Here is a 22,294-nt window from a genome sequence, read left to right as displayed (position 1 = left end):
ACCCTTCCTAAGCGCCTAATCGGCGGTATCGACAAACAAGTTGTCCGTGTCGATGATTTCGATGCGCTCATGCTCCACCGTGCCATTGTTGATGTCGCGCACTTCCACCGTTCCATCGGTATTGCCGATCACCACGATGTCGCAGATATCGAGGAACAATCCGTTTTCAACCACGCCCGGGATCTGGTTCAAGATCAGGCTCAACTGCTGCGGGTTGGCGATCCGGCGCAGATGCAGGTCGAGGATATAGTTGCCCTCATCGGTGCGGAACGGCTCATTCACGTTCAACCGCAACGAGGATGTGCGCCCCAAAACATCAACATTTGAAAGCATTTCTTCGACCAGGGCCTTGGTGGTCTGCCAGCCAAAAGGGATCACCTCGATCGGCAGAGGGAAATTGCCAAGCACGTCCACCTGCTTCGTCGGGTCGGCGATCACAACCATCTGATCGGACGCGGTGGCCACGATCTTTTCCTGCAACAGTGCCCCGCCACCACCTTTGATCAGGTTCAGGTTCGGGTCATATTCATCCGCACCATCAATCGTCAGATCAAGCCATTTGACCTCATCCAAAGTCTTGATCGGCACGCCGACCTGACGCGCCAACTCGGCCGTTCGGGTCGAGGTCGCAACGCCGGTGACCTTGATGCCATCTTCGCGCACCACCTCACCGAGGCACCGCACCATCCAGGCCGCCGTCGATCCGGTGCCCAGCCCCACGCGCATCCCGTCTTCAACATAGTCAACCGCGCGCTTGGCCGCCACGAATTTGGCGCGATCTATGGGCGAAAGCTCCGCCGTCATGGAGATATCCGTCTTGTTGTGTCAGGAGCTGTTTATAGAAGCCCGCGCGTCGGCGCGAGAGGAAATGGACCTAAATCAGCGCCGAAATCGCGGCATCAAGAGCGGTCCGGGGCAGGATCACCAACATCCCCGGCCCATCGAATGTCATCTCGACCCGTTTGGTCACCGCTTCGTTCGATGTGCCGATCTGCGCGAGTGGATGAAAATCGATTGGCGCGATGGGCCATTTCAGACCCACAGACGTCCCGCGCAGCTTCGCCAGCGGGAAAAGCGAGACCCGCATGCCAACGCCCAAATCCAGGCTGATCTTCGGCGGCGCGTGGAACACGATATCTTCAGAACCGATGACAATGCAGGGTTTGTCGCTCCGGGTGATCAGAGTGTGATAGGCGGCCAATTCGTGATCGACCCGGCGACCGGTAAACCCGACAGCCAAAACCGCCGGTGCCGCGATGCTGCGCAAGGCTTTGTCAAAATCGGTGCTGCTTTGTTCGTCGATTTGGTGAATAGTGCTCGGGTTCAACGCGTCACGCGTCTCAGGCGAGAGCGAATCCAAGTCACCGATCACGGCGGTGGGCCGGTGACCAAGCGCCAACGCAACATCTGCGCCGCCATCGGCCGCAACCAAGACCGGCGCGCGTTGCAACGCATCGGCTAGGTCAGCGGGGTCATGCTCCCCGCCGCCCAATAATGTCACCAATGTGTCAACGCGGACAATCATGGGGAGATTTGGCAAATTGTTGCCTTCTTTGAAGCTAAAGATCACCGAATGGCCCAATTGCCGTCCCGTTTCGTTGGAATCAGTTTGTTACACCTTTCCGCAAGATGGTAAATTCCGGTGGCACGCCGGACGAGCAGAGTGAAGATGACCCATGGCTGATCCAAATAAGATTCTTACCGTTTCTTACGGCACATTCTCCTGCACCCTCGAAGGCTTCGAAGACCCGTTCTCGGCCATGAAAGGTATTGCAGAGTATTTCCGTGATTTGGCGGCAGAGGATCGGTATTTTGGTGCCGAGCCCCCCACCCCAGATGCTGAGATGCTGCAACGGATCACCGAAGATGCGATCCAGCGTCGCGTCGAAGCGCGGGTGTCCGATGCCGGCATGATCATGCGTCCGCAGATCGAAGACGCCGCCGAAGTCGGCTCTATTGACCTGGAAGAGCCCGCGCAGGAAGACGACGCGTCGGTGGCCGCAGAGCCTGAGACTGCGGTTGAAGAGGTCGAGGCGGTCACGAAAGACGGTGAAGTTGAAGCCGTCGCCGAAGAGGCCATGGCGGAAACTGATGCTGAGCAGGCCGAAGCCGCTATTGCTCAGGATGTTAGCGTTCAGGAAATGCCGGCTGCCGAGGCCGAGGGCGTTGAGGACATTGCCGTCGCCGAAGCGGTTAAGGACGTCCCTGCCGAAGACATTCCCACCGAGCCGACGGAAGAGGATGACGAGAGCTTGATCGCGGCTGTCTCGGCTGAGCCGGAGACCACAGACGCAGACTTCGAAGAAGCGCTTATCGAGACGCTGTCGGAAGAGCCCGAAGACGGTGCAGATATCGCTGCCTTCTTTGCAGAGACCGACGCCGACAATCATAGCACGCTCGAAGATGACAACTTCTTCGCCGCTGAGCCGGCGCTCGACCCCGATAGCGTTGCCGCGAAACTGGCGCGCATTCGTCAGGTTGTCGCCGAAGAAGAAGCCGAGGACGAAGCTAACGCGCCCGAGGCCTTCACCGAAGACCAACATGCATCGGCAGAACCAGAAATGGATGCAGACGCCGAGATGCCTCTGGAAGAGGCGGGGCTTGCGGATCTAGTCGAAGCCGAGACCGAAGAAGATCCAACATCGGATTTTTCGCAGACCCTGGCCGAACCCGACTCGGACGCCACTGAAGACCACCTCGAAGAGGCCCCTTCGCTCGACGACGGGCCGTCGATTGTCGAGACAGTGGAAGAGGCCTCGGCCGAGGACACAATCGCCGCGGCAATGGCCGAAATCGCGGAGTTGGACACCGATGCGGATGCCGAAGCAGCAGCCGAGGCCAAGGCTGAGGCTGAGGCTGAGGCTGAGGCTGAGGCTGAGGCTGACATCGAAGACGCTGCAACGCCAGAGATGGAAAGCGAAGGGGAACCCGAACCGGCAACCGCCGATGTGATGGTTTTGCATGGCGCCGATGACGATATGTCGGCTGGCGATGCAGAGGCCCAACTGAGCGCGGAGGCGGAAGCCGAACTGCAAGCGGAGTTGGCTGCCATCGCAACCGAGCGTGAGGCGCAGCAAACGACACGGGATACTCGCAGCCATCAGTTGCTCAATCCGAACAACGCAGACACAGCTGAGGCGGATATCGATCGCTTGTTCGAAGCCACAAACAGCCGTCTCGAAACCAACGAGACCAGCCGCCGTCGCGCCAATATCGAACACCTGAAGGCAGCCGTTGCTGCGCGCAGCGCCGAGGACGAACTGGGCGGCAACCCCGCCGATGCTGATGGCGACGATACGGCAGATTATCGCGACGATCTGGCCCGCGTTATGCGCCCACGTCGTGTGCGGGTGGATGTCAGCCGCAGGAACCGCACCGAAACCCGTCCAACCCCATTAGTTTTGGTTTCCGAACAGCGGGTTGATGGCGAAACGCCGGCTCAAAACGATGAGGCACCGATCGCGCCTGTGCGGCCACGCCGCGTACGGTCAAGTGGCTTGGCTCTGGCAGAACAAGCTGAGACGGAGATGGCCGCGCCACGCCCACTGGACGCGACCGAACGCCCGGTATCGGAGCCTACCGCCGAATTCGCGCAAGATGCGCCTGCGATAGCGCGTGCCGATTTGCCCGAAAGCGCCGATGTTGTGACCGAAGCCTTTCGGTCGGCGGATCAGATTGAGGCCGAAACACCCCCTGCCCCGCGCAAGGTCGCGCGCGGCCTGGCCGATTTGGCCGCGCGGGCGGGTCAAATGATGGGTGTGGCCGGATCGCGCCGCGATGATGCCGCCAAGTCGGATGACGCTGACCGGGCGATTGAAACCGCGACCGAACGGACCGCTGATTTGACCGAAGAACTGAGCGCCTTGGCCGATGCATCCGCCGCGTTCGAACCGATGCCGGAGATCGACACGCCACAGCCGGTCGCCACCGACCTACCGACAGTCGATGCCGAGGCGGAAGCACTCGAACTGAATGCGAGTTCTGAGATTGAACTCGAAGCGGTCGCAGAACCCGCCGTGGATGAGATCGACACGTCTGCGGCGGACGCTGCACAAGGCAGCATCGACACGTCCACCGGATTTGGCGCTTATTTGGCGCAGAAAGACCATGAGACGATGGAAGATCAGATGGAACTGGCCGCGGCTTACGCCATGCATGAAGAGGATCGCGCGGTGTTTAGTCGTCCGCATATTCTACGCCATCTGGAAGCGGCCAATGGCGGCAATCTCGACCGTGAAGACGGGTTGAGAGCGTTCGGTATCCTGCTCCGCGAGGGGATCATTGAGAAGATTGCGCGCGGCGAGTTTAAACTGACCCGCCGGTCGCGCTACTACCGCGGTTAAGCCCGCTCCCTCAACGTCAAAGGCCGTGCTTCCAACCTGGAGCGCGGCCTTTTTCGTTTTGAGACAGTTGCTCAGCGATCCTCGTCCGAAGAGGCATCCGGATCGGCCTGGCCCACGCCTTTAAACACGGCCTTGAACGGCAGGGCCCAAAGAATCCCCAAAACCACGTAAATCGCCAACTCCAGAAAGATCGATGGCCGCTCGAAAAGGCTGACCAGGAACCATGCCAGTCCGATATAGACCGGCAGACCGACCAACAGGATCAGAAGCGACAACCGCCGCCGGGTTTTGTAGCTCAGCGCCATTTCAGGCCCCCTTAGTCGGCAAACGGGTCTGTCACCAGGATCGTGTCGTCACGTTCCGGCGAGGTGGAGAGTAGCGCCACCGGGCATTGGATCAACTCTTCGATCCGGCGGACATATTTCACCGCCTCTCCCGGTAGATCGGCCCAGGACCGCGCCCCGGCGGTGGAGTCCGACCACCCCTTCATCGTTTCATAGATCGGTGTGACGCGGGCCTGCTGTTCGGCAGCGGTGGGCAGGTAGTCGAGGCGCTCACCGTCCAATTCATAGCCGGTGCAAATCTTCAACTCGTCAAACCCGTCCAGCACATCCAACTTGGTCAGCGAGATCCCATTGACCCCCGATGTCGCGCAGGTCTGGCGCACAAGCACCGCGTCGAACCAGCCGCAGCGGCGCTTGCGGCCCGTCGTCGTGCCAAACTCATGGCCGCGCTCACCCAGACGTTGGCCATCGGCATCGTCCAATTCGGTTGGAAACGGCCCTTCGCCAACGCGAGTGGTATAAGCTTTGACAATCCCGAGCACGAAATCGATTGAGCCCGGCCCCATGCCCACGCCAGTCGCGGCCTGCCCCGCGATCACATTGGACGAGGTGACAAACGGATACGTGCCGAAATCAATATCGAGCAGAGCGCCTTGCGCGCCTTCAAAGAGAATCCGTTTTCCCGCCCGCCGCGCCTCGTTCAGCACTTTCCACACCGGGGCGGCATAGGGGAGAATCTGCGGCGCAACTTCCCGGAGTGCGGCCAACAAGGCCTCGCGATCCACGGGTTCGAGACCAAGCCCCCGGCGCAAGGCGTCATGATGCACCAGCGCGCGATCGACCCGCAATTCCAATGTCGCTTCGTCGGCCAAATCGGCAACCCGGACGGAGCGACGGCCGACTTTATCTTCATAGGCCGGGCCAATGCCCCGCCCCGTGGTGCCGATTTTGGCGACGGAGTTCTGGTTCTCGCGGGCGCGGTCCAGCTCACCATGGATCGGCAGGATCAGGGGCGTGTTTTCCGCGATCATCAAGGTTTCGGGCGTGATATCAACGCCTTGGGCGCGGATCGTCTCGATCTCCTTGATCAAATGCCAAGGATCCAACACGACGCCATTGCCGATAACGGAGAGCTTGCCGCCCCGCACCACGCCAGAGGGCAACGCGTGCAGCTTATAAACCTCGCCCTCGATCACCAATGTATGACCGGCGTTGTGACCGCCCTGGAAGCGCGCGATCACATCCGCCCGCTCGCTCAGCCAGTCGACAATCTTGCCTTTGCCCTCATCACCCCATTGCGCGCCGACAACCACCACATTGGCCATGTGCCCAGACCCCTTTTCGGTAAAGCGTTTCGCGAAAACCCGTGCCCGTATAGCGATGCTGGCCGGGGGGCGAAACCGGTTTGTTGCCACTACCTGCGCATGATCTTGATAATGAAATAGTCTCGCTAAAAAATGATTGCGCAAACAGGGGCTTTTCAGCTTAAGGTTGTGTGATCCGCCCTTGCGGCGGCCTGTCGCATCTCATAAGTAAGCATCGATCAAAAATCAGGCAGAACCCCGCCCATGGAAAACATCATCCTCGTCATCCACCTGATCCTTGCGATTTGCTTGATAGGGGTGGTGCTGCTGCAACGCTCGGAAGGCGGCGGCTTGGGGATCGGCGGCGGCGGCGGCGGTGTGATGACCGGGCGCCAGGCGGCAACCGCGCTTGGGAAACTGACCTGGGCCTTTGCCATCGCGTTTTTGGCCACCTCGATCACACTTACGATCATCGCAGCGCAGAATTCGGCGTCTGACTCAGTTCTGGACCGGTTGGGCATTGAAGCGGGTGAAGGTGATGATGGCGGCCTGCTGCCTCCGGCATCGACCTCGAACTTGCCGGCGGGTGAGGCGCTTCTGCCGCCCAGCACAGGTGATGCACCTGCCTTGCCACCTCGTGCGGACGAGTAAATCTGGGGCGTTCGGCCCGTTATCCAACATCATCTAGCGTGCGCCTTGCTCTTGGCGCCCGAATCCTGTTACTCTTAAATCCCGTGATAATCGGATTCGGAACCACCCTAATTTAGGCGGTTGGTAGGTTCCTCACGGGGAGTTTTGGCGGCAAATGGCGCGATTTATTTTCATCACCGGCGGTGTTGTGTCCTCGCTTGGCAAAGGCTTGGCCTCGGCGGCTTTGGGCGCGCTGTTGCAAGCGCGCGGCTATACCGTGCGGTTGCGCAAGCTGGACCCCTATCTCAATGTCGATCCCGGCACGATGAGCCCGTTTGAACATGGCGAGGTCTTCGTCACCGATGACGGGGCCGAGACCGATCTGGACCTCGGCCATTACGAGCGGTTCACCGGCGTTGCCGCGCGCAACACCGATTCCGTCAGCTCGGGCCGGATCTATTCCAACGTGCTCGAGAAGGAACGCCGCGGTGATTATCTGGGCAAAACCATCCAGGTGATTCCCCATGTGACCAACGAGATCAAAGACTTCATCTCGATTGGCGAGGATGAGGTCGATTTCATGCTCTGCGAAATCGGCGGCACGGTCGGCGATATCGAAGGTCTGCCGTTTTTCGAAGCGATCCGGCAATTCGGCCAAGACAAGCCGCGCGGCCAGTGCATTTTCATGCATCTGACGCTGCTGCCCTACATCAAGGCCTCGGGTGAGTTGAAAACCAAGCCGACGCAGCACAGCGTGAAAGAGATGCGCTCCATCGGTCTGGCGCCCGACATTCTCGTCTGCCGCTCCGAAGGGCCGATCCCGGAGAAAGAGCGCGAGAAGCTGGCGCTGTTCTGCAATGTGCGGCCCGACAGCGTGATCGCCGCGCAGGATCTCAATTCGATCTATGAAGCGCCGCTGGCCTATCATCGCGAGGGTATGGATCAGGCCGTGTTGGACGCATTTGGTATCGCGCCGGCGCCGAAACCCAATCTCAACATCTGGGAAGATGTCGCCGACCGGGTGCACAATCCCGAAGGCGAAGTTCGCGTGGCGATTGTCGGCAAATACATCCAGCTTGAAGATGCTTACAAATCCATCGCCGAGGCGCTCACCCATGGCGGCATGGCCAATCGGGTGAAGGTGAAAGCCGAATGGATTGATGCCGAGATTTTCGAGCGCGAAGACGCCGCCCCCTATCTCGAAGGTTTCCACGCCATTCTTGTCCCCGGCGGGTTTGGCGAGCGCGGGACGGAAGGCAAAATCAAAGCTGCCGAGTTCGCGCGCACCCGCGGCGTGCCCTATCTCGGCATTTGCCTGGGCATGCAGATGGCGGTGATCGAAGCGGCCCGGAATCTGGCCGATCTGGACGATGCGGGTTCGGAGGAGTTCGACCATGAGGCGGGCAAGAAACGTTTCACGCCCGTGGTCTATCACCTGAAAGAATGGGTTCAGGGGAACCACAAGGTCGAACGCAAAGTCACCGATGACAAAGGCGGCACCATGCGGCTCGGCGCCTATGACGCGGTGCTGAAAGACGGCTCGAAAGTCGCGGAAGCCTATGGCGGCACGACGATCGAAGAACGTCATCGGCATCGCTATGAGGTCGACATCAAATATCGCGAACAGCTCGAAGCACAGGGGCTGATCTTCTCAGGCATGTCGCCTGATGGCCGCTTGCCCGAAATCGTTGAGGTGAAAGATCACCCTTGGTTTATTGGGGTTCAGTTCCATCCAGAGCTGAAATCGAAGCCTTTCGAACCACACCCCTTGTTCCGTGACTTCGTCCGCGCGGCGAAAGATAACTCACGCCTGGTGTGACGGAAATGCCACGGATTTGCGGCGCCTCTCCGGCGCCGCGGCTCTGATTGAACCATCTTCTCCGGCCAGCCGACCGATGCCCGAGACCTGGCATCGTGCCGGGCCAGAACTGGAGAAGACACAGATGAACACGATCCTGAAAACCACCCTCGCCGCCGCAACCCTAGCTGTCGGCCTGGCAGGCGCTGCCGCTGCTCAAGACGCCACGCAATGGAATGGCTTCTATGGCGGTCTGCAATTCGACATCACCAGCCCCGAACTGGACGGCACGCCCACCCAGGTTGGCACCGGCCACGGCGGCACGGCCTTTGTGGGCTACAACCACGCGATCGACCAAAACTGGGTCGTCGGCGGGGAGTTGAGCTTTGGTCGCCAAAGCGGCATGGAAGCCGGCCCGAACGAGCTGATCATCGAAAACGCCGTCCACCTGCGCGGCCGCGCGGGCTACAACGTTGGCAATACGCTGCTTTACGGCAGCCTGGGCTACATGACCGCCGATTTCAACGGCGGCGGCCCGGACATCTCCGGCGACGGCATGACCTTCGGCTTGGGCGCAGAAACCATGATCACAGATCGCGTCTCGGCCCGGATCGAGTTCACCCGCTCGGATATGGATCTTGAAGGCTCGCCTGTCTCGATCCAGGGCAACACGCTGTCCCTGGGCCTGGCCATGCATTTCTAAGGCCGGGGATCATCCCAAACGGCGGGGCGTCCAATTGGGCGCCCCGCCTGCTTTTGGACCTGACATTTTTCAACCCAAACCGCTGGCGATCCGCCCCACGACCAGACCCGGCCAAACCCTTCGCGCCGCCCCCCCTCTTCCGTGATTTCGTCCGCACGACAAAAGACCACACACGGCGAGTGTGACGAAAATACCACGCATTTGACCCTCCGGACGATGATCTTTCGGAGGCTTTGAACCCCCTCTCCCTGTCACCCGACCGACATCTGAGACCTGGCAATTCTGCCGGGCTTGGAAATGGAGAGAATTGTTATGACCAAACCTTTGAAAACCCTCGTTGCAACCGCCGCGATTTCCCTGGCCGTGGCTGGGGCCGCATCGGCGCAAGACGCGCTGCAATGGCAAGGCTTCTATGCCGGTGCGCAGGTGAACTCGATCAGCCCTGATCTTGAAGGTGCTCCAGTCGGCTTCGGAAGCGGCCAAAGCATCGGCGTCTTTGGCGGGTATAACCACGCGCTTGCCGACAATTTCGTGGTCGGCGGTGAGTTGAGCTTCAATGGCAGCTCCAGCCATACGATTGTCCCCGGGACGGATCTCTCACTCGACAATCTGATGACCGTGCGGGCACGCGGCGGTTATGCGGTCGGCAGCGCGCTCTTCTATGGCTCCGTCGGCTATGCAACCACGGACGCCTCGATCACCGGCGTGCCGTTCACCTTGGATGCGAGCGGCACGATCTTTGGCCTGGGTGTCGAAGCGATGCTGACCGAAACCCTTTCGGCCCGCATTGAGTATAACCGCGCCAATATGGACCTTTCGGGCGGCGGTGTGCCCCCCGGCCTTGAGGTCAATGCTGACGCCGTGACCATGGGCATCGCCTATCACTTCTGAGGCGAGCGGTCGGCAAGAGGGGTGCCCAGATGGCACCCCTTCTTTGCGCAGGGCCCGCATATCGCGTCCTGGCATCTTCAATTCAGCAAGGACTAAGACAATGACATTTAAGACATTTATTGTGGCGGCAAGCTTGATCACCGGTTTCACCGGGCAGGCCCTTGCCCAAGACAGCGCCGACACCTGGCAGGGTTTTTATGGCGGCCTACTGTTCAGCACGGTCGACCCAAATTCCGATACACCGGTCGATCCCGCAAGCGGCACCGGCTTTGGCGTCTTCGGCGGCTATAACCATGCGCTTGGCGGCAACTGGGTCATCGGTGGCGAGCTTGGATTTGCCAGCACCACCGATCACGGCATTCCGGCAGGCACCTTCTCAATCGAGAACGCGATCACCGCACGCGGCCGCGTCGGATATGCATTGGACGATCTGCTGCTTTACGGCAGCCTCGGCTATCTAAGCGCCGATGCGACGGCCAGTGGCTCCGCGGCCACCTTGGACATCGAGGGCCCGGTTTTTGGCCTGGGCGTCGAAGCGATGCTCTCGGAAACCGTCTCCGCCCGTGTGGAATATCTGCGCGGCACTCTCGATCTGACGGGGCCTGGGACGGATATCGATGTCCAGACTGACACGTTTTCGATCGGCGTGGCCTTCCACTTTTGAGTCGATAGAGGCCGATCTGAACCAGCGGCCCGATACCGGGGCCCTTTTGCTTGCCATTGCCGCGCCGAAAGCCAATTCTCTGGCCGATGAGACAGGCTGGAGCCAGATATGTTGCCGTTTTCGACCTATGACGTGTTTACCGAGACCGCTTTCGCCGGGAATCCTCTGGCGATTGTCGAAGCGGCGGACGGGTTGAGCACGGCGCAGATGCAAACCATCGCACGGGAGTTCAATCTCAGCGAGACGATTTTCGTGCAAACGCCCGATGACCCGGCCCATACCGCCAAAGTCCGGATTTTCTTCCCCACGGCTGAAATTCCCTTTGCGGGTCATCCGACCATCGGCTGTGCAATCCACCTGGCCACCGATGCGTATCCATCCGGCGATTTCGAGACCGAGATCACGTTGGAAGAAGTCGCGGGCCTGGTGCCGGTTATCGTTGTCCGGAGTGGCGACCGGATCACGGCGGAGTTCACCGCGCCGAAACTGCCCGTGCCCCACCCTGGTCAGGCCGATCCCGCGCTTCTGGCGCGCGCCCTTGATCTACCAGAATCCGCGATTGGCCCCCATACCCCTGGCATCTGGCAAGGTGGCCCCGCGTTTCTGTATGCGCCACTGCACGATCTGGAGGCTTTGGCGCGCGCGCGACCGATCGAGCCGTATTGGTCCGAGATGATGGACGCGGCACATGTGGATAGCGCCTATCTCTACACCGCCGAAGGCCCCGGCTATCGTGCGCGCATGTTCTCACCCACCGCTGGCATCGGTGAGGACCCGGCCACCGGCTCGGCCAGTGCCCTCCTCGCGGGGCAGCTTTTGGCCAATGGCGTGCTGACCGAAGGCACAAACACCATCCCCCTTGCCCAAGGGGTAGAGATGGGACGGCCCAGCAGTATCGGGTTAAGCGTGGATGTGGTGGAGAATGCCATGACAGCAATCCGCATCGCAGGCAGTGCGGTTCCGATCTCCAGCGGCCAAATCAGACAGGCGTAAGCGACCCGCTCGGCAAGGGGGGTTTTCGTCGCCAATACCGCGGCCTATATCTGTCGCCCATGTTCGGAGATTTCCTCAAACGCCTCACCGCGCCCGACCCCGCGCCGCTCTCAGACCCCGATGCCCGGCTGGCCTTGGCCGCGCTCTTGGTCCGGCTGGCCAAAACCGATGGCGATTATGCCGAAGCCGAGATCGACCGGATCGACCGGCTTTTGACAACGCGATACGGCCTCACGCCGTTCGAGACGGCCAAGCTGCGTGGCGACGCTGAAATCCTCGAATCCGAGGCCCCCGACACGGTCCGCTTCACCCGCGCGATCAAGGATGCCGTGGCCTATGAGGATCGCGAGCAGGTGGTCGAAAGCCTGTGGGAGATCGTCTTGGCCGATGGCGTGCGGGATGATCACGAAAACGCACTGATGCGGATGGTGGCGCCGATGCTGGGCGTGAATGACCGCGACAGCAATCTGGCACGGCAACGGGTCGAGGCCCGCCGCGGATGATCGCGGCCCTGCCGATGTATGATCGGCCCGAGATCCGCGGCGCGACGGATCGGCTTTGGGAGGCGATCCGCGATGCGCTTAGGGCGCGTGGCCTGGATGCCCCTGACGCACTGACCCGTGATCAGGAGATTTGGGAGATTTGGCAAAGCCCAGACCTGATCCTGGCGCAGACCTGCGGTCTGCCCTATCGCGCCCGGCTCGCGCCGCATGTGACGTTGGTGGCAACCCCGGATTTTGGCCTGCCCGGTTGTCCCCCCGGCTATTACAACAGCGTGATTGTGGCCCGCTCCAAGACGCCCGGCCCGAAACCGGCGGTCAATGAGGGTTTGAGCCAATCGGGTTGGGCCGCTTTGATCACGTGGGCCGCAGAGACCGGCATGGCCTTGGGCACACCGGTTATGAGCGGGGGCCATGAAGCCTCGGCCAAGGCCGTGGCTGAGGGTCGCGCGGATTTGGCGGCGATCGATGCGCAAACCTGGCGTCTCTTGACCCGTTCCGCGCCTTGGACCGCCGATCTGATCGAGATCATGCGCACGCCGCCCACCCCCGCCCTGCCACTGATCACGGCAGGTGATCAGGACCCTGTGCCAATCCGTGCCGCCCTCGAGGACGCCATGATCGCGCTCGGCCCAGAAGACCGGACCGCGCTCGACCTCAAGGGCTTCACGATCATTCCAAAGGCAGAGTATCTGGCGCAACCGATCCCGCCCGCGCCCTAGGCAAATGCTGCTTTTTCGGGCAAATCGCCCCCCTTACCCTTGGGTCAACCGGCATTAATCCGTTGCAATTGCCTCGATTCTGGGGACAAATCCAAAAAAATAACAGGGAAGCTGCCAACACGTGACCTCCGCCACCCCACCGGTGATCGAAATCACCGGTCTGCATAAGAGTTATGGATCGCTGCATGTTTTGCGCGGCGTGGACTTGCGGGCAAATGCCGGCGATGTGGTCTCTCTGATCGGCTCTTCGGGATCCGGGAAATCGACGCTTCTGCGCTGCGCGAACCTTTTGGAAGAGAGCCAAGAGGGCGAGATCAAATTCGAGGGGGAGGCCGTGCATTGGCGCGGTACTGGCCCCAATCGCCATCCGGCGGATACCGCGCAAGTCACCCGGATCCGCACCAATCTCAGCATGGTGTTTCAGCAGTTCAACCTCTGGTCGCATATGTCGATTTTGCAAAACGTGATGGAAGCCCCCGTCACCGTTTTGGGCGAGGACAAAGACGAGGTTGAGGCCCGCGCCCGAATGTTGCTCGACAAGGTCGGGATCGGCGCAAAATGCGACGCCTGGCCCGCGCAGCTTTCCGGCGGGCAGCAACAACGCGCCGCCATCGCCCGCGCCCTCTGCATGCAGCCCCGGGCGCTGTTGTTTGACGAACCGACCTCGGCGCTCGACCCCGAGCTTGAGCAGGAGGTGGTGAAAGTCATCAAAGACCTCGCCGCAGAGGGTCGCACAATGATATTGGTCACCCATGATATGCGGCTGGCCCGCGATGTCTCAGACCATGTTATCTTTCTGCATGAGGGCCAAATCGAAGAAGAAGGCCCGCCCGAGCAGCTTTTCGGCGCGCCGAAATCCGCGCGTCTTCAGCAATTCCTCAGCCACGGCCAAGCCGCCTGAGGCGATACCAACCAGGGAGTAAACCAATGAAAACACTTGTTCTTTCCGCAACCATTCTGGCGGTGACCGCCGGTGGCGCACTGGCCCAAGACGTGGTCCGCATGGGTACCGAGGGCGCTTACCCTCCGTATAACTTCATCAATGATGATGGCGAGATCGACGGCTTTGAGCGCGCTGTTGGCGATGAGCTTTGCGCCCGCGCCGAACTGACCTGCGAATGGGTCACCAATGAATGGGACTCGATCATCCCGAACCTGACCTCGGGCAACTACGACACCATCATCGCCGGGATGAGCATCACGGCCGAGCGGGATGAAGTGATCGACTTCACGCAGAACTACTTCCCGCCCGCCTCGTCACTCTTCATGGGGATGGACGAAGATGTCGATCTGACCTCCGTCGTGGTCGCGGCGCAGACCAACACGATCCAAGCCGGCTACATCGCGGAAAGCGGCGCGACCTTGCTGGAATTCGCGACCCCGGATGAAACCGTCGCCGCCGTCCGCAATGGCGAGGCCGATGCGGTTTTCGCCGATGGTGACTTCCTGCTGCCGATCGCTGCCGAAGATGCGGACCTGATGATCATCGGCGATCCGGTGCAATTGGGCGGTGGCATTGGCCTGGGCCTACGCGAAACCGACACCGAATTGCGGGAGACCCTCAACGTGGCGATTCAGTCGATGAAAGACGATGGTTCGCTGAACGCGTTGATCATCGAATGGTTCGGCGAAGACGCCGAAACCTTCTAATCACAGATCGGGCGTCCCTGTTCGGGGACGCCCGTTTTGCATCCTCCGGGCGGGTTTCGCCCTGACGCCGAGGCGCAATGTTCGAATTCTGCGAAGACCCCAGCACATTGGAGACCTTCCGCTGGTTTTCCTGCTACCTCACCAATGGGGTGCATTTTCGGTTCTACCAAAGCTTTCTGACGGTTCTGTTTCTGCTCGCCGTGACGGCGCCTGTGGCCCTGTCCTTCGGGTTTCTGGGTGCGATGGCCTCCCGGTCTCATATCCCGCCGCTCAGATGGCTGGGCAAAATCTACACGGCCATGGTGCGCGGCGTGCCGGATATCGCCTTCTTCCTGTTCTTCGTGATCGCGCTCGACCAAGGCTTGGAATGGTTGAAGCATCAGGCGGTCTGCCCCGACTGGACCGATCCGATCCGCCAGGGTGCGAATTTCCTGGTTTGCGATGCCGCAAAAATCCCGCAAAACGCCTCGCCGCAATGGGTTCATGAGGCCTATAACTTCGCGATTGCGGTCTTCACATTTTCCATCGTGTTCGGGGCCTTCGCCGCGAATGTGCTCTTTGGCGCCATGCGCGCCGTCCCGAAAGCGCAACTCGAGACAGCCGAAGCCTATGGCATGTCGCGGCGGCAGACCTTCTGGCGCATTCTGGTACCGCAAATGTGGATTTACGCGCTGCCGGGCCTCTCCAATCTCTGGATGATCCTGATCAAGGCCACGCCGCTCTTGTTCCTGCTCGGTGTCGAAGACATCGTCTATTGGGCCCGTGAATTGGGCGGGTCTCGCACCTCTGCCTTTCAATACCCGCATGGCGACTGGCGGCTGTGGTATTTCCTCGGGCTTTTGGTGTTCTACCTCGCCATGACCCGCGTCTCCGAGATTGCACTTGGGCGTCTCACGACGCGCCTGTCGCGCGGCCAGGCCACGATGGCTGGCGAAGATCAGCGGAAGGTCGCGGCATGAGTTGTTGGCAGACCATTCAGGATTACGGGTTGCGCAGCCTCGGCTATGGCGAGCGACTCCTGCCCCGGGGTGACATCACGCTCTGCGAGCAATTCACCCTGATCGCCTCTGGCATGATCTGGAATGTCTATTTCGGCGCCTTGGCCCTGGCCTCGGGGTTCTTTCTGGCCGTCGCCCTCGCCGTGGCCAAGAATAGCCGCCCAAGGTTGATCCGCAAACCGGCGGAATGGTTCATCTTCGTCTTCCGGGGCTCACCGCTCTTCATTCAATTCTTCTTGGCCTATGAAACCTTCGTGCTCTTGCCGCGGGTTGGCGTCGAGTTCGAGCTGTTCGGCGTGGTGGTCGAGGCCGAGACCCGCTGGCTCGCCCGCGCGTGGCTTGGCGCGCTGATCGTCCTCTTTCTCAACACCTCCGCCTATGCCGCCGAGATTTTCTATGGCGCGCTCCGCTCGGTGCCCAAGGGCGATCTGGAGGCCGCGGATGCATATGGCCTGACCGGCTGGAAACGCTTCCGCCGGGTGGTGTTTCCGACGACGATGCGCCTGGCGTGGCCGTCTTACACCAATGAGGCGATCTTCCTCTTCCACGCCACGACACTGGTCTATTTCTCCGGCTTCCCTGCCTTCCAGCAAAAGGGCGACGCGCTTTACTACGCGCAGTATTTTGCGGATCGGACGTTCAACCCCTTCATCCCCTACCCGATTGTGGCGGGGTATTTCGTGATCCTGACGCTGTGCATCATCTTGCTCTTCGGGGCGATCAACCGGCGTCTGAACCGTCATCTGCCGGTGGAAAACCGCGCGCGGATACGGTTCCGCCCCAATTTGATCCGATGAGCGCCCTGCCCGACGGAGCCCAGTCCCTGCGCGTGGCCGCCGCCGATCTAAACGGTCAGGCGCGCGGCAAACGCATGCCGGTTTCGGCGGCTGAGAAGCTAGATCAGACGGGCACGCGCTTTCCCTTCTCGATCCTCAATCTCGATATTTGGGGCGAAGATATCGAGGGTAGCCCCTTGGTCTTCGAGGCGGGCGATCCCGATGGGCTCCTCCTGCCAACCGGGCGCGGCCCGGTGCCGATGCCCTGGCTCGACACACCGACCGCCTTGATCCCGATTTGGATGTTTGACGACAGCGGCGCGCCGTATTTAGGCGATCCGCGCCAGGCCTTGGCGCAAGTGCTGGAGCGCTACGCCGCGCGTGGCCTGACCCCCGTGGTTGCCACCGAATTGGAGTTCTATTTGGTCGATGACAGCGGCCCGACCCTCCGCGCGCCGGAGAGTCCCCGGTCGGGGAAACGGCGGCATCAAGCCGATGTCTTATCGGTCCGTGAGCTTGATGCGTTCGACGGGTTTTTCACCGACCTTTATGCCGGATGCGCCGCGATGGGCATCCCCGCCGACACCGCGATCTCAGAGGCCGGGCCGGGACAGTTCGAGATCAATCTGATGCATCAGGCGGACGCGTTGAAAGCCGCCGACGACACCTGGCTCTTCAAGCTTCTGGCGCAGGGCCTGGCGCGGAAACACGGTTTCGCCGCCAGTTTCATGGCCAAGCCCTATCCCGATTACTCCGGCAATGGGCTGCATAGTCACTTTTCGATCCTCGACGCCGCCGGGCGAAACATCTTCGATGATGGCACTGCCGAGGGCGCGCCCATGCTGCATCATGCCGTTGCCGGATGCCTGTCCGCAATGGCGGGCGCGATGTTGATCTTTGCGCCGCATCACTCGAGCTATGACCGGTTCACACCGGGTGCCCATGCTCCGATTGCCGCCGCTTGGGGGTATGAAAACCGCACGACGGCGCTGCGCATCCCCGGCGGCGCCCCCGCTGCGCGGCGGATCGAACATCGCGTCGCGGGTGGCGACATCAACCCCTACCTATTCCTCGCGGCCATCCTCGGCGCCGCACTCAATGGGATCGAAGACGGTGCCGCGCCTGCCGCCCCGATCAGCGGCAACGCCTATGATCTGGTGCCGCCCAACCTGCCGACAAACTGGCCCGACGCCATCGACAGTTTCGCCAGCGCCCCGGAGATCGCCCGGATCTTCGCTCCGGAACTGATCGACGCCTTCACCCGCACCAAACGCCAAGAGCTCCACAAAACCGCCGATCTCGACGCCGAAACGCTGACCGCGCTCTATCTCGACACGGTGTGACGCCCCTTGCCGCGCCTCGCCCGCGCGCGTAGCTTTTGGCCATCCATCGCAAAGAGCACGCATATGATCATCGGCATTCTGCAAACCGGCCACGCCCCCGACGAACTCCAGCCCAGCCACGGCGATTTTGAACATATGTTCCAACGGCTTCTGAGCGGGCATGGATTCGAGTTCCGGGTCTTCGATGTGGTCGACATGGATTTCCCCGACGGACCCGAAGCCGCCGATGCCTGGCTCGTCACCGGCTCGAAACATGGCGCTTACGAAGATCACCCCTTCATCCCGCCGCTGGAAAACCTGATCCGCACCATTCGCGACGCCGATCAACCGATGGTGGGCATCTGTTTCGGCCATCAGATCATCGCGCAAGCGCTTGGCGGTACGGTGGAGAAATTCGCGGGCGGCTGGTCGGTCGGGCGGCAGGCCTATGAGGTGGACGGCGCGACCGTGCATCTGAACGCCTGGCATCAAGATCAGGTCATCGATCTGCCAAAAGGCGCCGAAGTTCGCGGCAGTTCCGATTTCTGCGCCAATGCGGTCTTAGCTTATGGCGATAAGATTTTGACGGTGCAGCCGCATCCGGAATTCGACGCAGGCGCCATTGCAGGGCTGATCGCCACCCGTGGCAAAGGCATCGTGCCTGAGCCACTGCTTGACGACGCGCGGGCGGGCTTGGACCAACCGGTCGATACGCAAGCTTTCACCGCGTTGCTGGTCTCGGTGCTCACCAAGGCGCGGGTCGATGCGTGACTTCTTAGAAAAACTGCCCGAGACCGCGCAGCACTATCTTGAAGGCCGGGTGCTGGACGAGGTGGAATGCATCGTCTCGGACCTCGCCGGCGTCGCGCGCGGTAAGGCCATGCCTGGCGCGAAATTCGCCAAGCAAAGTCATTTCTACCTGCCCAATTCGATCTTTTTCCAAACAATTACAGGCGATTGGATCGATACGGTGCCGGGCGGCTATACCGAACCGGACATGGTGCTGACGCCCGACTTCGACACCGCCACGCCTGCGCCGTGGACCGCCGATTGGACTTTGCAGGTCATCCACAACATCGACGACCAAGAGGGGCAGCCGGTCCCCTTTGCGCCCCGCAATGTGCTGAAACGGGTTGTGGCGCTCTATAACGCGAAGGGCTGGCAGCCGGTTGTGGCACCCGAGATGGAGTTTTTCCTGGTCGCGCCCAACACCGACCCGGGCCAAGCGATCAAGCCGCCCATGGGCCGCTCAGGCCGCCCCGCCGCCGCACGGCAAGCTTATTCCATGTCGGCGGTCGATGAATACGGGCCGGTGATCGACGACATCTATGACTTTGCCGAAGCGCAGGGACTCGAGATCGATGGCATTCTGCAAGAGGGCGGCGCGGGGCAGATCGAGCTGAACCTGCGCCATGGCGATCCGGTCCGCCTGGCCGATGAGATTTTCTTTTTCAAACGGCTGATCCGTGAAGCCGCGCTGCGCCACAATTGCTATGCCACCTTCATGGCGAAACCGATCGAGGGCGAGCCGGGCAGCGCGATGCATATCCACCATTCGATTGTGGATGCCGAGAGCGGCGCCAATATCTTCTCAGCCCGTGACGGCGCGGAAACGCCCGCATTTGGACAGTTCATTGCCGGGATGCAGCGGCACCTCCCCTCCGTCATCGCTCTGCTTGCACCCTATGTGAACAGCTATCGGCGCTATGTGCCGGATTTCGCCGCCCCGATTAATCTGGAATGGGGCCATGACAACCGCACCACCGGCATCCGCATCCCTGTGTCTGACCCAGGCGCGCGGCGGGTTGAAAACCGGCTGCCGGGCATGGATTGCAATCCCTATCTGGGCATCGCCGCCTCGCTGGCCTGTGGCTATCTGGGCCTTGTCGAGGGGCAACCGCCCCGCCCGGAATGTCAGGGCGATGCGTATGACGCAGATGATGCGATCCCTCGCGGCCTTCATGCGGCGCTGGAATTGTTCGAGGCGAACACGGCGATGGCCGACGTCTTGCATCCTGAGTTTTGTCGCGTCTACGCCGCGGTGAAAGCCCTGGAATATAAAGAGTTTCTCCAAGTGATCAGCCCGTGGGAACGGGAGCATCTGCTCTTGAACGTGTGAGCCTCATGAACCTGCTCTACGCCAATGATCGCGCTGGGCAGTATCCGCCAAGCTGGTATGCCGCGACGACCCCGCCGCTTGCGCCTTTTCCGGCGCTCAAGGGCGAAACGCGCGCGGATGTCTGCGTGGTGGGCGGTGGCTATACCGGCCTCTCCACCGCGCTGCATCTGGCGCGGGCCGGGCGGGAGGTGGTCCTGTTGGAGGCCCATCGCGTGGGGTTTGGTGCGTCAGGGCGAAATGGCGGGCAAGTCTTGGGCGGCCAGCGGCTGGACCAGATCGCGCTGGAGCGGATGGTCGGTGCTGATGACGCCGCGAAGCTCTGGCAGCTGGCGCTGGCATCCGTTCAAATCGTCCGCGACCTAGTGGCGGAAGGCGCGATCGATTGCGATCTGCAACCGGGTGCGCTGCATGCCGATTGGTGGGACGATGAGGCCGCCGAAACCTGCGCCTATGCCGAGCATTTGGCAGAGCACTATGGCTATACTGAATTAGAAACCCTCGACCGCGACGCGCTTGGGCAAGTGCTTCACACAGATGTCTATGCTGGCGGCCTGCTCGACCATGGCTCGGCCCATTTGAACCCGCTCGCCTATGCTTTGGGCCTGGCTCGGATAGCGGCAGCGACAGGTGTCACGATTCATGAAACCAGCCGGGTCCATCGCGCCGCCCCCGGCTTGGTGACCACCGATAAAGGGCGGGTGATCGCGGATCAGGTGGTCTTGGCCTGCAACGGCTATCTCGGGCGGCTGCATGGGCAAACCGCGGCCCGCGTCATGCCGATCAACAATTTCATTGTCGCGACCGAGCCGCTACCCGAAGGGGCCGCGCTGCACAAACGGGTCTGTGTCGCAGACAGCAAATTCGTGGTGAATTACTATCGCACCACGCCCGATAATCGCCTGCTCTTCGGCGGCGGCGAAACCTATGGCTATCGCTTCCCGCGCGATATTGCCGCCCTGGTCCGCAAGCCGCTGGCCCAGACCTTCCCGCATCTGGCTGATGTCAAAATCACCCATGCCTGGGGCGGTACGCTGGCGATTACGATGAACCGCATGCCGGTCTTTGCCGCGCCCGAGCCGGGCCTTTGGACGGCTTCCGGCTATTCCGGCCACGGTGTGGCCATGGCAACCTTGGCGGGCAAAATGATTGCCGATGCGATCCAAGGTGAGAGCGCCAGTTTCGACCTGATGGCGCGCGTGCCATCGCCGCGCTTTCCCGGCGGCACCGCCCTCAGATGGCCGCTTTTGGCCACGGCGATGCGCTGGTTCGCCTTGCGGGACAAACTGGGCATCTAATCGCCGAAAACCTGACTCCGGATTGCACAGGACTCTGGCCTTCAATCTCGTTACGATGTAAAGTTTTCTGAAATGAGAGTTTTCAAAAAGGTGAAATGATGGCCCTCGCCCCCAATGTGTATGACGCCGAACCGATCCCCGAGGCGGCCCGTGCCGAGATCGACCGATTGCTGCAATCTGGTGACCTGTTCCGCTACACTGCCGCCTCCGATGCGCCGGTGACCCTGCTGGAGCAGGAATTTGCCGCCTTGATGGGCACGAAATACGCCCTGGCGGTGTCCTCTTGCTCTGCCGCGCTGTTCCTGTCGCTTTGCGCGCTGGACCTCCCGCGCGATGCGAAAGTGCTGATCCCGGCCTTCACCTTTGCCGCTGTCCCGTCCTCGGTCGTGCATGCCAATTGCCAACCGGTTCTGGTGGAAGTCGGCGCGAATTACCGCATCGACATGGCGGATTTCGAGGCCAAACTGCCCGAGGCCAGCGCCGTCATCATCTCGCATATGCGTGGCCACACCTCAGATATGGACGCCATCATGGCGCTTTGCGATGCCGCAGGCATTCCGGTGATCGAGGATGCCGCGCATTCGCTTGGCACCGTTTGGGATGGGCGTAAGGTCGGCACGATCGGGCGTGTCGGCTGTTTCAGCTTTCAATCCTACAAGCTGGTGAATGCTGGCGAAGGTGGGATCATGATCACCGACGACGCCGATCTGATCGCCCGCGCAGTTATCATGTCGGGCGCCTATGAGCATAACTGGAAAAAACACGACGTTCTGCAAGAGGCCTTCGCGCGCTGGCAAAACGAGCTGCCACTCTACAATCTGCGGATGCAGAACCTCTCTGCCGCGGTGATCCGCCCGCAATTGCCCGAAGTGGCGCGGCGCGTGCGGGACGGTCGATCAAACCACGATTATGTTGCCGCCGCGTTGAACAGCTCGCCCTGGCTGCAGGTGCCGGATGCCCTGCCCCAGGAAGAACGCGCGCCAGATTCGATCCAATTCAATCTTGAGGGTGTCGCAAGCGATGCCGACGCGCGGGCCTTTGCGGAGGCTGCGGCGGCGCGTGGCGTGAAGGTTCAGGTCTTCGGCCTCTCGACCGACAATGCGCGGGCGTTCTGGAACTGGCGCTTTATTCCCGGCGAGACGCCCGACCTGCCACAGACCCGCGCCATGTTGATGCGGGCCTGCGACGTGCGGCTGCCCGCGCGGCTGAAACAAGCGGAGCTCAATGTGATCATCGACGCGCTTCTTGGCGCCGCCGAAGATGTGATGGGCGAGAGCCGCGCCTACGGCACCTGAGGCACCC

Annotated in this window: 22 protein-coding genes; 18 read left to right on the top strand and 4 right to left on the bottom strand. The window is 61.3% G+C overall.

Going from position 1 to position 22,294, the window contains the following annotated elements:
* Positions 1 to 15: 15 nt before the first annotated feature.
* Positions 16 to 804, bottom strand: a complete 789-nt coding sequence (gene rpiA / locus GTF44_RS13300; protein WP_171561820.1) for a ribose-5-phosphate isomerase RpiA — start codon at positions 802 to 804, stop codon at positions 16 to 18.
* Between the two features lie 70 nt (positions 805 to 874).
* Positions 875 to 1,525, bottom strand: coding sequence for a thiamine diphosphokinase (locus tag GTF44_RS13295; RefSeq protein WP_171561903.1), 651 nt, complete (start codon positions 1,523 to 1,525; stop codon positions 875 to 877).
* A 151-nt stretch (positions 1,526 to 1,676) separates the two neighbouring features.
* Between GTF44_RS13295 and GTF44_RS13290 the strand changes: the two genes are divergently transcribed.
* Positions 1,677 to 4,343, top strand: coding sequence for a hypothetical protein (locus GTF44_RS13290; RefSeq protein WP_171561816.1), 2,667 nt, complete (start codon positions 1,677 to 1,679; stop codon positions 4,341 to 4,343).
* 71 nt (positions 4,344 to 4,414) lie between these two features.
* Here the strand turns inward: GTF44_RS13290 and GTF44_RS13285 are convergent, their stop codons facing one another.
* Both GTF44_RS13285 and GTF44_RS13280 read right to left on the bottom strand, forming a co-directional pair.
* Entirely contained in the window at positions 4,415 to 4,648 is a 234-nt protein-coding gene (locus GTF44_RS13285) for a DUF2842 domain-containing protein (protein ID WP_145216373.1), read from the bottom strand.
* 11 nt (positions 4,649 to 4,659) lie between these two features.
* On the bottom strand, positions 4,660 to 5,952 hold the full coding sequence (locus tag GTF44_RS13280; RefSeq protein ID WP_171561814.1) for an adenylosuccinate synthase: 1,293 nt from the start codon (positions 5,950 to 5,952) through the stop codon (positions 4,660 to 4,662).
* A 243-nt stretch (positions 5,953 to 6,195) separates the two neighbouring features.
* Here GTF44_RS13280 and secG point away from each other — a divergent pair, with 243 nt between their 5' ends.
* From secG to GTF44_RS13195, 17 genes are all read left to right on the top strand, one after another.
* A complete protein-coding gene (secG, locus tag GTF44_RS13275) occupies positions 6,196 to 6,582 on the top strand; it encodes a preprotein translocase subunit SecG (RefSeq protein ID WP_145216367.1) in 387 nt (128 codons plus the stop codon).
* 154 nt (positions 6,583 to 6,736) lie between these two features.
* Positions 6,737 to 8,380 (top strand): CTP synthase, encoded by a 1,644-nt coding sequence (locus tag GTF44_RS13270; RefSeq protein WP_171561811.1) that lies wholly within the window; start codon positions 6,737 to 6,739, stop codon positions 8,378 to 8,380.
* A gap of 76 nt (positions 8,381 to 8,456) precedes the next feature.
* Entirely contained in the window at positions 8,457 to 9,062 is a 606-nt protein-coding gene (locus tag GTF44_RS13265; protein ID WP_171561808.1) for a porin family protein, read from the top strand.
* 312 nt (positions 9,063 to 9,374) lie between these two features.
* On the top strand, positions 9,375 to 9,953 hold the full coding sequence (locus GTF44_RS13260; protein WP_171561806.1) for a porin family protein: 579 nt from the start codon (positions 9,375 to 9,377) through the stop codon (positions 9,951 to 9,953).
* Positions 9,954 to 10,053: 100 nt separating this feature from the next.
* Positions 10,054 to 10,617 carry an outer membrane beta-barrel protein gene (locus GTF44_RS13255; RefSeq protein WP_171561801.1) on the top strand — a complete coding sequence of 188 codons (564 nt, stop codon included), beginning with the start codon at positions 10,054 to 10,056 and terminating at the stop codon, positions 10,615 to 10,617.
* Between the two features lie 108 nt (positions 10,618 to 10,725).
* On the top strand, positions 10,726 to 11,610 hold the full coding sequence (locus tag GTF44_RS13250; protein WP_171561798.1) for a PhzF family phenazine biosynthesis protein: 885 nt from the start codon (positions 10,726 to 10,728) through the stop codon (positions 11,608 to 11,610).
* 59 nt (positions 11,611 to 11,669) lie between these two features.
* The gene (locus tag GTF44_RS13245) at positions 11,670 to 12,113 is read left to right on the top strand and encodes a TerB family tellurite resistance protein (RefSeq protein ID WP_171561796.1); all 444 of its coding nucleotides are present in this window, start codon (positions 11,670 to 11,672) and stop codon (positions 12,111 to 12,113) included.
* Positions 12,110 to 12,832: a phosphate/phosphite/phosphonate ABC transporter substrate-binding protein gene (locus GTF44_RS13240; protein WP_171561793.1), complete on the top strand. Its 723-nt coding sequence runs from the start codon at positions 12,110 to 12,112 to the stop codon at positions 12,830 to 12,832. The genes GTF44_RS13245 and GTF44_RS13240 overlap by 4 nt, the downstream gene beginning before the upstream one ends.
* Positions 12,833 to 12,953: 121 nt before the next feature.
* A complete protein-coding gene (locus tag GTF44_RS13235) occupies positions 12,954 to 13,733 on the top strand; it encodes an ABC transporter ATP-binding protein (RefSeq protein ID WP_290151241.1) in 780 nt (259 codons plus the stop codon).
* Positions 13,734 to 13,759: 26 nt separating this feature from the next.
* Positions 13,760 to 14,482, top strand: a complete 723-nt coding sequence (locus GTF44_RS13230; protein ID WP_171561790.1) for a transporter substrate-binding domain-containing protein — start codon at positions 13,760 to 13,762, stop codon at positions 14,480 to 14,482.
* A gap of 77 nt (positions 14,483 to 14,559) precedes the next feature.
* Entirely contained in the window at positions 14,560 to 15,441 is an 882-nt protein-coding gene (locus tag GTF44_RS13225; protein WP_171561787.1) for an ABC transporter permease, read from the top strand.
* Positions 15,438 to 16,277 carry an ABC transporter permease gene (locus GTF44_RS13220; RefSeq protein WP_171561784.1) on the top strand — a complete coding sequence of 280 codons (840 nt, stop codon included), beginning with the start codon at positions 15,438 to 15,440 and terminating at the stop codon, positions 16,275 to 16,277. Before GTF44_RS13225 ends, GTF44_RS13220 begins: the two co-directional genes overlap by 4 nt.
* Complete coding sequence (locus GTF44_RS13215) at positions 16,274 to 17,599, top strand: glutamine synthetase family protein (protein ID WP_171561781.1); 1,326 nt, start codon at positions 16,274 to 16,276, stop codon at positions 17,597 to 17,599. The genes GTF44_RS13220 and GTF44_RS13215 overlap by 4 nt, the downstream gene beginning before the upstream one ends.
* A gap of 63 nt (positions 17,600 to 17,662) precedes the next feature.
* Positions 17,663 to 18,349 carry a type 1 glutamine amidotransferase gene (locus GTF44_RS13210; protein ID WP_171561779.1) on the top strand — a complete coding sequence of 229 codons (687 nt, stop codon included), beginning with the start codon at positions 17,663 to 17,665 and terminating at the stop codon, positions 18,347 to 18,349.
* Positions 18,342 to 19,697, top strand: a complete 1,356-nt coding sequence (locus tag GTF44_RS13205) for a glutamine synthetase family protein (RefSeq protein ID WP_171561776.1) — start codon at positions 18,342 to 18,344, stop codon at positions 19,695 to 19,697. The genes GTF44_RS13210 and GTF44_RS13205 overlap by 8 nt, the downstream gene beginning before the upstream one ends.
* A 5-nt stretch (positions 19,698 to 19,702) precedes the next feature.
* Entirely contained in the window at positions 19,703 to 20,992 is a 1,290-nt protein-coding gene (locus GTF44_RS13200) for an FAD-binding oxidoreductase (protein ID WP_171561773.1), read from the top strand.
* A gap of 98 nt (positions 20,993 to 21,090) precedes the next feature.
* Entirely contained in the window at positions 21,091 to 22,287 is a 1,197-nt protein-coding gene (locus tag GTF44_RS13195) for a DegT/DnrJ/EryC1/StrS aminotransferase family protein (RefSeq protein WP_171561900.1), read from the top strand.
* Positions 22,288 to 22,294 lie beyond the last annotated feature (7 nt).

Source organism: Roseobacter sp. HKCCD6576-2 (assembly GCF_013179285.1).
Taxonomy (GTDB): Bacteria; Pseudomonadota; Alphaproteobacteria; order Rhodobacterales; family Rhodobacteraceae; genus Rhodophyticola; species Rhodophyticola oceani.
The sequence above is the reverse complement of the archived record's forward strand: the minus strand, read 5'-3'. Positions and strand labels throughout refer to the sequence as shown.